The organism is Acinetobacter sp. CIP 102637 (genome assembly GCF_000368425.1).
GTDB lineage: Bacteria > Pseudomonadota > Gammaproteobacteria > Pseudomonadales > Moraxellaceae > Acinetobacter > Acinetobacter parvus.
Genome location: NZ_KB849434.1, coordinates 445,362 through 459,761 on the forward strand (window position 1 = coordinate 445,362; position 14,400 = coordinate 459,761).

The 14,400-nt window shown below is 44.0% G+C and carries 11 protein-coding genes, 2 tRNA genes, 2 rRNA genes and 2 other annotated features; of the genes, 8 read left to right on the forward strand and 7 right to left on the reverse strand.

The annotated features are described in order from the left end of the window. Positions 1–231: a sequence feature (16S ribosomal RNA rRNA prediction is too short), on the forward strand. A gap of 4 nt (positions 232–235) precedes the next feature. Next, positions 236–881 (forward strand) — a sequence feature (16S ribosomal RNA rRNA prediction is too short). A gap of 190 nt (positions 882–1,071) precedes the next feature. The 7 genes from F967_RS02520 (at position 1,072) to F967_RS02545 (ending at position 6,107) form a co-directional block, all read left to right on the forward strand. Next, positions 1,072–1,148, forward strand: a tRNA-Ile gene (locus F967_RS02520). A 71-nt stretch (positions 1,149–1,219) separates the two neighbouring features. Beyond that, a tRNA-Ala gene (locus F967_RS02525) sits at positions 1,220–1,295 on the forward strand. 451 nt (positions 1,296–1,746) lie between these two features. Next, a 23S ribosomal RNA gene (locus F967_RS02530) occupies positions 1,747–4,640 on the forward strand. A gap of 195 nt (positions 4,641–4,835) precedes the next feature. Beyond that, positions 4,836–4,950 (forward strand): 5S ribosomal RNA (gene rrf, locus F967_RS02535). Positions 4,951–5,041: 91 nt separating this feature from the next. Next, entirely contained in the window at positions 5,042–5,344 is a 303-nt protein-coding gene (locus F967_RS14440) for a hypothetical protein (RefSeq protein ID WP_004797988.1), read from the forward strand. Between the two features lie 82 nt (positions 5,345–5,426). Then, the gene (locus F967_RS14445; protein ID WP_004797989.1) at positions 5,427–5,768 is read left to right on the forward strand and encodes a hypothetical protein; all 342 of its coding nucleotides are present in this window, start codon (positions 5,427–5,429) and stop codon (positions 5,766–5,768) included. Positions 5,769–5,795: 27 nt separating this feature from the next. Beyond that, a complete protein-coding gene (locus tag F967_RS02545; RefSeq protein ID WP_004758663.1) occupies positions 5,796–6,107 on the forward strand; it encodes an ankyrin repeat domain-containing protein in 312 nt (103 codons plus the stop codon). A 208-nt stretch (positions 6,108–6,315) separates the two neighbouring features. Here the strand turns inward: F967_RS02545 and F967_RS02550 are convergent, their stop codons facing one another. The 5 genes from F967_RS02550 to ribF form a co-directional block, all read right to left on the reverse strand. Next, complete coding sequence (locus F967_RS02550) at positions 6,316–6,858, reverse strand: NADPH-dependent FMN reductase (protein WP_004797990.1); 543 nt, start codon at positions 6,856–6,858, stop codon at positions 6,316–6,318. A gap of 114 nt (positions 6,859–6,972) precedes the next feature. Continuing rightward, positions 6,973–7,455: an FKBP-type peptidyl-prolyl cis-trans isomerase gene (locus tag F967_RS02555; RefSeq protein WP_004675386.1), complete on the reverse strand. Its 483-nt coding sequence runs from the start codon at positions 7,453–7,455 to the stop codon at positions 6,973–6,975. 1 nt (position 7,456) lies between these two features. Further along, a complete protein-coding gene (lspA, locus tag F967_RS02560; protein WP_004797991.1) occupies positions 7,457–8,038 on the reverse strand; it encodes a signal peptidase II in 582 nt (193 codons plus the stop codon). Beyond that, entirely contained in the window at positions 8,031–10,868 is a 2,838-nt protein-coding gene (gene ileS, locus F967_RS02565; protein ID WP_004797992.1) for an isoleucine--tRNA ligase, read from the reverse strand. Before ileS ends, lspA begins: the two co-directional genes overlap by 8 nt. Before the next feature lie 63 nt (positions 10,869–10,931). Next, positions 10,932–11,933: a bifunctional riboflavin kinase/FAD synthetase gene (ribF, locus tag F967_RS02570; RefSeq protein ID WP_004797993.1), complete on the reverse strand. Its 1,002-nt coding sequence runs from the start codon at positions 11,931–11,933 to the stop codon at positions 10,932–10,934. 184 nt (positions 11,934–12,117) lie between these two features. Here ribF and F967_RS02575 point away from each other — a divergent pair, with 184 nt between their 5' ends. Continuing rightward, complete coding sequence (locus F967_RS02575; protein WP_034430964.1) at positions 12,118–12,684, forward strand: phosphorylase family protein; 567 nt, start codon at positions 12,118–12,120, stop codon at positions 12,682–12,684. A gap of 48 nt (positions 12,685–12,732) precedes the next feature. Here F967_RS02575 and F967_RS02580 read toward each other — a convergent pair whose 3' ends face one another. Both F967_RS02580 and F967_RS02585 read right to left on the reverse strand, forming a co-directional pair. Beyond that, positions 12,733–13,344, reverse strand: coding sequence for a TetR/AcrR family transcriptional regulator (locus F967_RS02580; RefSeq protein WP_026040037.1), 612 nt, complete (start codon positions 13,342–13,344; stop codon positions 12,733–12,735). A 243-nt stretch (positions 13,345–13,587) separates the two neighbouring features. Then, entirely contained in the window at positions 13,588–14,388 is an 801-nt protein-coding gene (locus F967_RS02585) for an ATP-binding cassette domain-containing protein (protein WP_004797995.1), read from the reverse strand. Positions 14,389–14,400 lie beyond the last annotated feature (12 nt).

Consider the following 14,400-nt stretch of genomic DNA (forward strand, 5'->3'; position numbering starts at 1 on the left):
AGCTAGAGTATGGGAGAGGATGGTAGAATTCCAGGTGTAGCGGTGAAATGCGTAGAGATCTGGAGGAATACCGATGGCGAAGGCAGCCATCTGGCCTAATACTGACGCTGAGGTACGAAAGCATGGGGAGCAAACAGGATTAGATACCCTGGTAGTCCATGCCGTAAACGATGTCTACTAGCCGTTGGGGCCTTTGAGGCTTTAGTGGCGCAGCTAACGCGATAAGTAGACCGCCTGGGGAGTACGGTCGCAAGACTAAAACTCAAATGAATTGACGGGGGCCCGCACAAGCGGTGGAGCATGTGGTTTAATTCGATGCAACGCGAAGAACCTTACCTGGCCTTGACATAGTAGAAACTTTCCAGAGATGGATTGGTGCCTTCGGGAATCTACATACAGGTGCTGCATGGCTGTCGTCAGCTCGTGTCGTGAGATGTTGGGTTAAGTCCCGCAACGAGCGCAACCCTTTTCCTTACTTGCCAGCATTTCGGATGGGAACTTTAAGGATACTGCCAGTGACAAACTGGAGGAAGGCGGGGACGACGTCAAGTCATCATGGCCCTTACGGCCAGGGCTACACACGTGCTACAATGGTCGGTACAAAGGGTTGCTACCTAGCGATAGGATGCTAATCTCAAAAAGCCGATCGTAGTCCGGATTGGAGTCTGCAACTCGACTCCATGAAGTCGGAATCGCTAGTAATCGCGGATCAGAATGCCGCGGTGAATACGTTCCCGGGCCTTGTACACACCGCCCGTCACACCATGGGAGTTTGTTGCACCAGAAGTAGGTAGTCTAACCTTAGGGAGGACGCTTACCACGGTGTGGCCGATGACTGGGGTGAAGTCGTAACAAGGTAGCCGTAGGGGAACCTGCGGCTGGATCACCTCCTTAACGAAAGATTGACGATCGGTAAGAATCCACAACAAGTTGTTCTTCGAGATATATCGAATGAAAGATAGAAAAAGTATTGTTTCTCTTTTTTAATTTTAGAGATAAGTCGTGCACTACGCGCTGCGCTTGTCTTGCGAAATAAAAGAAGAGATCAACGATCTCTTCTTTTATTTCTCAGGGTCTGTAGCTCAGTTGGTTAGAGCACACGCTTGATAAGCGTGGGGTCACAAGTTCAAGTCTTGTCAGACCCACCACTACTGACGAAGTGATGAATAATCACAAGCTACTAGATGAGAAGATATATCGTTCATTATGATTGTAAGCTGGGGACTTAGCTTAGTTGGTAGAGCGCCTGCTTTGCACGCAGGAGGTCAGGAGTTCGACTCTCCTAGTCTCCACCAGAGCTTCGATCAGCAAAGCAACGCTTTGCCGAAGCGCAAGACAAGCAGCTATGCTGCGCGTAGTATCTGATCTAATATGGTAGTGAAAGATATTTTTAAATTATAGAACTTAATAAATAAGGTGAATCAAGAGATTGATTTAGATTTATTAACTTCTGTGATTTATCACAGTTTACTGCAAGCTGACGAGGCTGTAGTTAATCATTAACAGATTAGAAAATTGAGTCTGAAATAAATTGTTCACTCATTCAATAACAAAGCAAGAAGAATTAATTCTTTAAGCTGAGTTGTTAGAAATGAGAACTAGCAAAAACACTGAATCAAGCGTTTTGGTATATGAATTTAGATTGAAGCTGTATGGTGATTAAATTCACAGACAACAAACCAGTAGCAATTAAGTTTGCAACGATAACACTCACTTGTATGTGTTAACGACTGTTTGGGGTTGTATAGTCAAGTAATTAAGTGCATGTGGTGGATGCCTTGGCAGTCAGAGGCGAAGAAAGACGTGATAGCCTGCGAAAAGCTCCGGGGAGGCGGCAAATATCCTGTGATCCGGAGATATCTGAATGGGGGAACCCACTTACCATAAGGTAGGTATTGCAACATGAATACATAGTGTTGCAAGGCGAACGAGGGGAAGTGAAACATCTCAGTACCCTTAGGAAAAGAAATCAATTGAGATTCCCTTAGTAGCGGCGAGCGAACGGGGAGTAGCCCATTAAGTTATGTGTGTTTTAGTGGAACGCTCTGGGAAGTGCGAACGTAGAGGGTGATATTCCCGTACACGAAAGGGCACACATAATGATGACGAGTAGGGCGAGGCACGTGAAACCTTGTCTGAATATGGGGGGACCATCCTCCAAGGCTAAATACTCCTGACTGACCGATAGTGAACCAGTACCGTGAGGGAAAGGCGAAAAGAACCCCTGTGAGGGGAGTGAAATAGATCCTGAAACCGCATGCATACAAGCAGTGGGAGCCGACATGTTCGGTGACTGCGTACCTTTTGTATAATGGGTCAGCGACTTATATTCAGTAGCGAGGTTAACCGAATAGGGGAGCCGTAGAGAAATCGAGTCTTAATAGGGCGTTTAGTTGCTGGGTATAGACCCGAAACCAGGCGATCTATCCATGAGCAGGTTGAAGGTTGGGTAACACTAACTGGAGGACCGAACCCACTGTCGTTGAAAAGCCAGGGGATGACTTGTGGATAGGGGTGAAAGGCTAATCAAGCCTGGTGATAGCTGGTTCTCCCCGAAAGCTATTTAGGTAGCGCCTCGGACGAATACCATTGGGGGTAGAGCACTGTTTCGGCTAGGGGGTCATCCCGACTTACCAAACCGATGCAAACTCCGAATACCAATGAGTACTATCCGGGAGACAGACTGCGGGTGCTAACGTCCGTAGTCAAGAGGAAAACAATCCAGACCGCCAGCTAAGGCCCCAAAATCATAGTTAAGTGGGAAACGATGTGGGAAGGCATAGACAGCTAGGAGGTTGGCTTAGAAGCAGCCACCCTTTAAAGAAAGCGTAATAGCTCACTAGTCGAGTCGGCCTGCGCGGAAGATGTAACGGGGCTAAAACTATGTGCCGAAGCTGCGGATGTAACTTTTAAGTTACGTGGTAGGGGAGCGTTCTGTAAGCCGATGAAGGTGGATTGAGAAGTCTGCTGGAGGTATCAGAAGTGCGAATGCTGACGTGAGTAACGACAATGCGAGTGAAAAACTCGCACGCTGAAAGACCAAGGGTTCCAGTCCAACGTTAATCGGGGCTGGGTGAGTCGACCCCTAAGGCGAGGCCGAGAGGCGTAGTCGATGGGAAATTGGTTAATATTCCAATACTTCTATGTAATGCGATGAGAGGACGGAGAAGGTTAAGTCAGCCTGGCGTTGGTTGTCCAGGTGGAAGGTTGTAGGCATGCATCTTAGGCAAATCCGGGGTGCTCTATGCTGAGAGTCGATAGCAAGCTGTACTTGTACAGTGAAGTGGCTGATACCATGCTTCCAGGAAAAGTCTCTAAGCTTCAGTTACACAGGAATCGTACCCGAAACCGACACAGGTGGTCAGGTCGAGTAGACCAAAGCGCTTGAGAGAACTCTGCTGAAGGAACTAGGCAAAATGGTACCGTAACTTCGGGAGAAGGTACGCTGCTGACGGTGATGGGACTTGCTCCCTGAGCGGTTGGCAGCCGCAGAAACCAGGCCCCTGCAACTGTTTATTAAAAACATAGCACTCTGCAAACACGAAAGTGGACGTATAGGGTGTGATGCCTGCCCGGTGCTGGAAGGTTAATTGATGGGGTTAGCGTAAGCGAAGCTCTTGATCGAAGCCCCAGTAAACGGCGGCCGTAACTATAACGGTCCTAAGGTAGCGAAATTCCTTGTCGGGTAAGTTCCGACCTGCACGAATGGCATAATGATGGGGGCGCTGTCTCCAGCAGAGACTCAGTGAAATCGAATTCGCCGTGAAGATGCGGTGTACCCGCGGCTAGACGGAAAGACCCCGTGAACCTTTACTGCAGCTTGACATTGAACTTTGATCTTACTTGTGTAGGATAGGTGGGAGGCTTTGAAACTGAAACGCTAGTTCCGATGGAGCCAATCTTGAAATACCACCCTGGTAATATTGAGGTTCTAACTCTGTCCCGTTATCCGGGACGAGGACCATGTCTGGTGGGTAGTTTGACTGGGGCGGTCTCCTCCTAAAGAGTAACGGAGGAGTACGAAGGTGCGCTCAGCGTGGTCGGAAATCACGCGTAGAGTATAAAGGCAAAAGCGCGCTTAACTGCGAGACCCACAAGTCGAGCAGGTACGAAAGTAGGTCTTAGTGATCCGGTGGTTCTGTATGGAAGGGCCATCGCTCAACGGATAAAAGGTACTCTGGGGATAACAGGCTGATACCGCCCAAGAGTTCATATCGACGGCGGTGTTTGGCACCTCGATGTCGGCTCATCTCATCCTGGGGCTGAAGCAGGTCCCAAGGGTATGGCTGTTCGCCATTTAAAGAGGTACGCGAGCTGGGTTTAGAACGTCGTGAGACAGTTCGGTCCCTATCTACCGTGGGCGCTGGAAATTTGAGAGGATCTGCTCCTAGTACGAGAGGACCAGAGTGGACGAACCTCTGGTGTACCGGTTGTCACGCCAGTGGCATCGCCGGGTAGCTATGTTCGGAAGGGATAACCGCTGAAAGCATCTAAGCGGGAAGCCTACCTCAAGATAAGATTTCCCTAGGACTTTATGTCCTCTAAAGAGCCGTTCGAGACCAGGACGTTGATAGGTTGGGTGTGGAAGCACGGTGACGTGTGAAGCTGACCAATACTAATTGCTCGTGAGGCTTGACTATACAACACCCAAACAGTTGTTGTATTCAAGATAAGTTCAATACATAACTTGATTTAGTGTAAAAACTAGTTAAAATGCTGAACACAAAGTTAGACTCAATATCTAATCCGTTAATAACTCTTTGGTTCGTAAGTAAGGCAGACATGAAGTGAAAACACAACATGATCAATAAGACCCCAAAACACCACAACAGTTTGCTGGCGACAATAGCAAGAGTGAACCACCTGATCCCTTCCCGAACTCAGAAGTGAAACCTCTTCGCGCTGATGGTAGTGTGGCGTTTGCCATGTGAGAGTAAGTCATCGCCAGCTTTTAAATACTAAACACCCCCTCCGCAAAAGCAGAGAGGGTGTTTTTTATTGCGAAAGTAATATATTGTTTGAATTTTAAACAGATATTGAAATGAAAGATTTACAAAAAATTTATACTGATAAAGTAAATGAGGCACTTTTTAGATTACAGAAGTGTGAAAGTCTTATAGAGTCATATTTCGAAATTAAAGATTTATTAGATTTAGAATCCTCAATATTACATTTACGTAAAGCATTAGAAATATTTGCTTTAGCTTCGATCGCCCCAAATAAAATCAAATATCAAGAATATCGTGCTCAAGCTGATAAAAATCCTGACTATACAAAAGATTATAAAGCTAGCTCAATTTTAAAAGCTTTAAGTGGAATAAATTCTGACTTTTACCCTATATAGTCAAATCATTATAGAACTAATACAACTCAATCGATGAATTATTTCGATTTTTTTTCGAATCCTGTATGGATAATAAAGTAGTTTGACTATACCTTTGTTACCAGCTAAAAAGTTAGAGAATGGGACTTGGCATTTTGATAGAAAAACAGGAAAATTCTTTGACAAAAATCAGTTTATTAAATTGTATGATCGATTAGGAAAATATTTACACGCCGATAATCCTTGGGGAAACAATAAGGAATGGGAAGATTTTGCTTTAGTAGTAAGGGATGGTATAAGTTCCATCCGTGATCTTTTTAAGTTGTATTTTACTGTAATACGGACACCAGAATTTACAGGTGTATGGGTTCTAGAGACACGTGAAAATGTGGTTCAATTTCTTGTTGCTGAATCTCATGGTGAATTTATCGTTGAGAATTATTAATTTGAAAGGTTATTAAAGAGAATTATTATGAAACTTAACTCAATCTCTCCAATTCCAGAAGATGATGCAGAACTCCATCTTCCTGAACTAGTGTATTGGGCATCACTCGGTGATGTGGAACAAGTCGAGCAATTATTGGCAGCAGGTACAGATCCCAACCAGACCGATGATGAAGGCTATAGCGCATTACAAGCAGCTGCTGAAAATGACAATTTAGCTGTGGTGAAGCTACTAGTGAGTAAAGGAGCAAATGTCGCGTATAAAGGCGAATATACAGCATTACAGCTTGCTGAAATGGCAGAGCATAGCGAAGTGGTTGCTTATCTTAAAAGTCTTTAAATCGCGTTTAAAAATGATAGATAAAAAAAGCCCCATCATTCTGACGGGGCTTCTTCATATTCAGTTTATTGCCTATAAACAAACACATCCTGTGCATCTTGTTGTTCTGAATGAGACTTCCTGTCTCTCTATAATGTGTATATTAAAATTAAAGTTGATAGCCGTATATTCGTCAATGACTCTGATTAATGTACGTTTAAGCTTACATTTATGCCAAATGATATTTCTGTAATTTTTCAATGATGACATTGAGTATCTTGATTTCAAATTCATTTGCCTCAAAAGCTTTTGTTTGGTTTCGTCTAAAAATATCTCGGATTTCAAGAATGGCATTGGAATCAATCAGTCCAAGTTGTGTACCTACCTGACGGATTTGATCAATCGAACGTGAACCATTGGTTGAACCATAGCCGATATAGGCTGCGGGTTTACCCTGCCATTCTTTACCAATGTAATCCAGTGCATTTTTAAGGGCTGGGCTGTAGCCATGATTATATTCAGGGCTGATAAGAATAAATGCATCTGCCGTGGCAATTTTATCTGCCCATTGCTGTTGCTTCGGTTGATCATAGATTCCAGTCGCGGGTGGGTGGGCACCTGCAAAAATTGGTAAATCCCATTCCTTTAAGTCAATAATTTCTGTTTGGATGTCTTGTAAGGAAAAATTGCCAATCTCTTGATGTAGCCAATTGGCAACCTTAATTGCGGTTCGGTTTTCACGAACACTGCCAACGATAATATAAATAAGCATGGGTGGATTCCTATATTTCTGATGTTGGATTGATTTTTTAATGGAATTGGATGAACCTAAATGATTTTATAATTGTTTATTGATTAAAAAAGCTCTCATTTGAGAGCTTTTGTGTTACATCAATTGAACGCCTTGTTGTCCAGCAGGGGTGACCTTAAAGATTTCAACCTCAAAGGTAATGTTTTTACCTGCAAGCGGGTGGTTAAAATCAATTTCGGTGATGTCATCATTGACCGATTTTACTACACCAAAAAGTGTTGCCTTGGCCTTGTCTTCAAACTCAATCATATGACCAACGATTGGACGTTGCTCAAATTTAACGGTATCGAAGATTTGGATATTTTCAGGATTCCAAGGTCCAAACGCATCTTCAGGCGGGAGGTGTACGGTACGACGATCGCCAGCACGTAAACCAAATAATGCCTTTTCAAAGCCAGGTAATAAGTTACCATCGCCAATCACGAGGCTTACGGGTTCTTCACGGTTACGTGTATTGTCAATTTCAACACCATTTTCAATTGAAACGGAAAAATGTAAGTCGACTTTTGAGCCGTCTTGAATACGAATTTCTTCGTTTGGTTGGATAATTTCAGTCATCTTATGCATCCGCATTTTGGATACGTTTCTTTTCAAGGAAGAAAGTATCAATAAGTAGCAAAATGGTGCCTAAAGTAATAGCGCAGTCGGCGAGGTTAAATACTGGGAAATGCCAAATGGTGTCGTAGTGAACGTGAATAAAATCCACCACATAACCCAAAGTCATGCGGTCAATTAAATTACCCACCGCACCGCCCAAAATCAAGGCAATGGCGAGTGGTAAAACCAGTAGTTTCTTTGGCATGCGCAGTAACCAAAACACAAAAATGATCGAAACCACCACCGCTAAAGAGGTAAATAAATAGCGTTGCCAACCGCCAGCATCAGATAAAAAACTAAACGCTGCACCATGGTTATAGGCAAGCGTCCAGTCAAAAATACGCGGAATGACCGAGATAGAGTCGGAGTAGGCACAGACTTTGTCTGCACTATACTGACAAGGTAAGTCCAGATGCGGAATTTTGGCTAAAGCAAACCATTTACTGAGTTGATCGAACACTATCGCAAGCACCGACAGTGCCAGCCAAAGGAGGTTATGAGGGTAGAACAGCAATAAGCCCTGTTTTTTCGTTGCATTAGGCATATTTTCTGACCTCACCGCTATCAGTGACATTCACAATACATCGTGCGCATAAACCTGCATGACCTGCGTGGGTGTTTACATCTGGCAATACATGCCAGCAACGTACACATTTTTCACCATCTGCTGCGGAGACTTGGACACGTAATCCTGTTAAGTCAGTGCTTTCACCTTGTTCAGCATAAGGGTAAACGATGACTTGAGAGGTGATCAAGACAAAACGTAATTCATCAGCCAATTGGTTTAATAATTTCTGTAATGCTTCATCTGCCCAAAGTTCAACTTTTGCAGATAAGTTACTACCGACGAGTTTAGCGTTACGTGCTGCTTCAATCTGTTTATTTACTGCTGATTTTACGCTAATCAATGTTTGCCAATCTGCTTCAGACAGTAAGTTTGCTGTTGATGCAGTTGGAAGGTCATACCATTCAGCGGTAAACACATATTTACCTGTCTGTTCAGGAATCAATGGCCAGGCTTCTTGTGCGGTAAAGCTCAAGATTGGCGACATCCAACGAACAAAGGCTTGCACGATATGATATAGCGCTGTTTGAGCAGAACGACGTGCTTGTGAATCTGCTTTGGTGGTGTACTGACGATCTTTAATAATGTCGAGATAGAACCCACCCAAGTCATTGATACAGAAGTTGGTCAATGCGTTGGTCACAATATGGAAATTCATCTCTTTATAGGCTTGCTGAATGGTTTTCTGCACTTCAGCAGCGCGTTGCAAGATGTACTGGTCCAATGCAATCAATTCATCTACAGGTAGAGCATCAGTTGATGGTTTGAAGCCATTCAGGTTTGCCAACAAGAAACGTAAGGTATTACGAATACGACGATAACCATCTGATGCGCGGCTAAAGATTTCTTTACCAGCCGTCATTTCATAGCGATAGTCAGCAGATGCAATCCAGAAACGTAAACCATCAGCACCCATATCTTTAATAATGTCTTGTGGGGTGATGATGTTGCCTAATGATTTAGACATCTTACGACCTTTCTCATCGACCACGAAACCGTGAGTGAGTAGACCTTTATACGGTGCACGTTCATTAATCGCAATTGAAGTTAACAATGACGATTGGAACCAGCCACGATGTTGGTCTGAACCTTCAAGATACAAATCTGCAGGGTCTTGTAACTCTTCACGTTCACGCAACACTGCATAATGTGTAGTACCTGAGTCAAACCAAACGTCAAGTGTATCGCGTACGGCATTGTACTGTTCAGCATCTGCGCCAATGAAGTCGCTAGCATCGCGGTTATACCAACCATCAATACCTTCTTGTTCGATCAGTTTAGCGACTTCTTCAATGAGTTGAGGTGTACGAGGGTGTAATGCATTAGTATCTTTGTGTACAAAGAATGGGATTGGTACGCCCCAAGTACGTTGACGTGAGATACACCAGTCAGGGCGTCCTTCAATCATGGATTGAATACGATTTTTACCCCAATCTGGGACAAACTCGATGTCATTTTCAATCGCATTCAAGGCTGTCTGACGTAAACCTTTAGCATCCATGCTGATAAACCATTGAGGTGTCGCACGGAAGATAATCGGGGTTTTATGACGCCAGCAGTGTGGGTAGCTGTGTTTGATTGGCTGATGCGCCCATAGACGACCAGCAGCACCCAAAGCTTCGATAATTTTTGGATTAGCTTTATAGATATGTTCGCCTGCAAAAATCGGCGCTGTTGGTAAATATACGCCATTACCACCGACAGGGTTATCAACTTTTAGGTTGTACTGTAAGCCAACTTTATAGTCGTCTACACCGTGTCCAGGAGCGGTATGTACTGCACCTGTACCGCTGGTTGCAATAACGTGTTCACCTAAGATCACAGGCACTTGGCGATCAGTAATCAGTGGATGTTGTAATAAGATATTCTCGATTGCTGAACCTTTAAAATCAGCCAGTACCACTGGATTTTCGAGCTTATAACGTTCGACTGCCGATTCAACCAGATCTTTGGCCAGAATAAAGTTTTGTGTACCACGATCACTTTGTACTTGAACAAGTTGGTAGTCGATTTCAGCATGGAGTGCCACTGCTTGGTTGGCAGGCAGTGTCCAGGGTGTAGTGGTCCAGATCACGATGTCCGTCACATCTTGAACATCAACACCAAGACGGCTGCTTAAGTCTTTAAGATCAACAACCGTAAAGCCAACATCAATTGCATCTGATTTTTTATCTTCGTATTCAACTTCCGCTTCTGCCAGCGCAGAACCACAATCCAAGCACCAGTTCACAGGTTTTAAGCCGGGTTCGATATGACCTGCTTTGGCAATTGCGCCAAGCGAACGGACAATGTCCGCTTCTTGCTTAAAGTTCATGGTGAGGTATGGATTATCCCAGTCACCAAATACGCCCATACGCACAAAGTCTTTTTTCTGTAATTCGACTTGGGTGTAGGCATATTCACGACACGCTTTACGGAAAGTTGATGCATCGACTTTGACACCCACTTTACCGACTTTTTCTTCAACTTTAAGTTCGATTGGAAGACCGTGGCAGTCCCAACCTGGTACATAAGGCGCATCAAAGCCATCCATAATACGGCTTTTAATAATGATATCTTTTAAGACTTTATTCACCGCATGACCCAAATGAATTTGACCATTGGCATATGGAGGGCCGTCATGAAGAACATATTTTTTCTTACCAATACGCGATTCACGAATCTGCTGATAAATGTTGTCGGCATACCACTCTTCTAACCATTTGGCTTCACGCACAGCCAAATTTGCTTTCATGGCAAATTCAGTATCTGGTAAATTGAGTGTGGCTTTATAATCCACTGCATTTTCAGGAGTTTGCTTATCGCTCATGCAAGTTTTCTTCCAGTTTTATCAGTCTAAACTGACATGTTCTACAAAAATGAAATTTAAAATTTAAAAAGGAAATTCTGGTGTGCGCTTACGATAGTCTCGTAGTTTTTGCACATCATCATCGATCCCAGCTTTGAGTGCTTCAAGCGAAGGGTAATTCAGTTCACCATGTAGATAGTGAAGGAAAGTTACCCGCATCAATAAGCCATACAGATTAGCAGAAACATCGGGGAAATGTACCTCTAATCGCCACTCTGGATGTTCTTGTTTGATGGCTGGACGTGTTCCGACATGACCTGCGCCAAATAAACTGTCGGCTTGATAGCCCTTAATTCCGTTCAAAGCAGAATCAGTGTGCTTTGTTTTTGCTGTGAGTGAGGCATTTTCACAGACGACATCCACCGCATAAATACCACTTAAACACGGTTTATGGCGGTTTAAACGGACATTGATGGTTGGAAAATCAAGGGTGCGTCCAATCTGGTCGCCATATTGCACCCGTCCCGTAATGCTGTAGGGACGGCCCAGCAGCTTTGCCGCCAAAGCAAGGTCGCCCTGCTGTAGAACCTGACGGATACGGGTTGAACTGACTCGTTCTCCATTCAGTGCAACCGTATTTAAATTGGTGACATCAAAGCCATATTTGCGTAGAAACTCGCTGTTGCCCTGACGGTCTTTACCAAAATGAAAGTCATCACCTAAAACCAGACTTTGTGCGTTTAATTTATTTTTGAGTAAATCGGCAAACGCAGTGGCATTCATGCTTCTAAAGTGCTGGTCAAACTTGGCGACAGCAATATAATCCACGCCTAACTCAGTTAAATATTCTACTTTTTCTCTGAGCGAGCTAATACGGGGTGGGGCATCATAACCTTTAAAAAATTCAAGCGGTTGTGGCTCAAAAATCATCACTAATGTTTTTAAGCCTTTGGCATCTGCCAATGTTTTCAGTTGAGCAATCATCGCCTGATGTCCCAGATGGACACCATCAAAATTGCCAATCGTTACCGCGCTCGGAGGTAACTGAAAATCTGGCGATAATGCGTTGAGACGAAGCAACTTCATGGGCGTTAAATTCAGTGAATTTTGCAAAGGCTATATATTGCCATATTCTCGGCGTTTCGTCTTGTTGTTGTGTTTTTCATCAGCAAAAAATTCGGAGAAAGGGTTGTTAGGGCAATTGCTGACCCTACTTCATTCTGTGGGATAATCCGCTACACTACGCATTTTAAATTGTTGGGTGATCATGATGCAGTCTGAGATTGCTTTAATTATGGCTTTGCCGAATGAATCTAAAGGTCTATTTGAGCAGGCAGGCATTCAGGTTCACTATAGTGGCATTGGCAAAATCAATGCGGCATTTAAAGCCTTTGAGGTGATTCAGAAAACTGGCTGCAAAACCCTGATCAATCTAGGCAGTGCGGGCAGCTCGCACTTTGATGCACACAGTCTGGTTGAGGTGATCACCTTTGTGCAACGGGACATGGACGTGTCACCGCTGGGTTTTGCCGTGGGCGTGACACCAATGGATGAGGACATTCCCGCCGAAATTCATGCCCAGCCGCATTTTGAACATTTACCGAAAGGCGTCTGTGGTACAGGCGACTCTTTTGAAACAGGGCAACCAAAAGTATCCTGTAATCTGGTAGACATGGAAGCCTATGCCCTCGCTAAAGTGTGTCAGAAGCTGGGGGTGCGCCTGATTTCAGTCAAGTATATTACCGATGGCGCCAACGATACTGCGCATCTGGACTGGGAGGAAAATCTGCTGGTGGGGGCACAGAAACTATTGGCGCTGTATCAGACCCATTTTTAAATAAAAAAGCCTATCTGTTGAGATAGGCCTGATCAATGCTTTCTGGTTTTAACGTGGCAATACACCATATAGCATCAAGTGTACCGTATGCTCAATGGTGCGTTGATACATACTGCGGTTGCGCAGGGTCTTGCCTGTGACCATTTCCATTTGAGTAGAAAAATCCGCATAATTTTGGGTGATTGCCCAAATATTGATAATTAATAATTCTGCATCAATTTCTTTGGATAATTTACCTTGTTCCTGCCAAGTCTCAATCACTTTGGTTTTGCGTTTAAACAGCTTTTTCAATGGACCTTTTAAAATCGGTAAAATATGCGGTGCACCCTGAATGATTTCCAATGCAAATAAACGAGAAGCTTTTGGCTGATCTTTTGAACTTTCGATTTTTTGCATCAAATAATGAGTTAAGGCCTCAGTTGGCTCAAGCTCGACTTCCAATATCTGTAAGGGTGCCAACCACTTTTGCATTACGGTGGTGAGCACTTCAACATACAGTGACTCTTTGTTTTCATAATAATAAAAGATATTGGATTTATGCATATTTGCCAGTTGTGCAATTTCATCCAGACTTGCACCACTAAATCCATAGACGGAAAAAACATCCAGGGCAGCATTCAGCAGTTGATTGCGCTTTTGTGTACTCTTTTTCTGTTCCATCTGCGAGCTTGATTCAAAAAATGTCATTGACATTGTAAGATAAATTGGCGGATTTGTGCAAAATAACCGTATTTTTTATCGAAAAAGCAGGGATTGCCAGACCAGTAGTCACGATGTACTTGATAATTATTGAAATCTAAAATGGGTAAGACATATTTTGTAAATAATTCCTCAGTCATTGCGAGAAATTGTCGAGTGGTTGTTGTTCTTGAAATGTGGTTTTTGAGATGGGTAAAAGCGGTTTTAGGTGGCTAAAACCGCATCAAGGACCTGTTGTTCCAACTGGGCAAAGGCAATGCTCTTTTTGCGTGGACGTGGAAGATTGACCTGAAAATTATGCGCAATATGTCCCTGATCCAGCAGAATAATTCGGTCAGCAAGCTGTACTGCTTCACTGACATCATGTGTCACCAGAATTGCGGTAAAGCCCTGTTCTTTCCAGAGGCGTTCAATCAGGTTCTGCATTTCCAGACGGGTAAGTGCGTCCAGTGCGCCAAGTGGTTCATCCAGCAACAGGATACGCGGTGCATGTGACAATGCCCGAGCCAGTGCGGCACGTTGACGCTGACCGCCTGATAGCTGGGCAGGCCATTGTGCAGCCTTTTCCTTTAGGCCGACTTTTTCTAGAAGTTGCTCTGCAAGCCCACGCTGACTTTTGGCCAATCCCAGTTGCACATTTTGCAAGACACTTTTCCAGGGTAGCAGGCGTGGGTCCTGAAACATCACCCGAATGTCATCATTGGTGATGCCCTCACGGAAGTTGCGTGCGGACTGGAACTTGATTTCACCATAGCTGGTCTTTTCCAGTTGTGCGATTAGGCGTAGCAGGGTGCTTTTACCACAGCCACTGCGCCCGACAATGGCAACAAACTCGCCTGCCTGAATGTTTAAATCCAGATCCTCAAGTACCTTGACCTCGCCATAGAACTTATACAGTTGCTCAATCAGGATATCTGCACCATTGGCTGGGGCGTTTGTGGTATCTAGCTTAATAATGGGCTGGATGAAATTATTTTCATATAGGTTTAGATTGAGGTTGCTCATGTTTATTTTCCT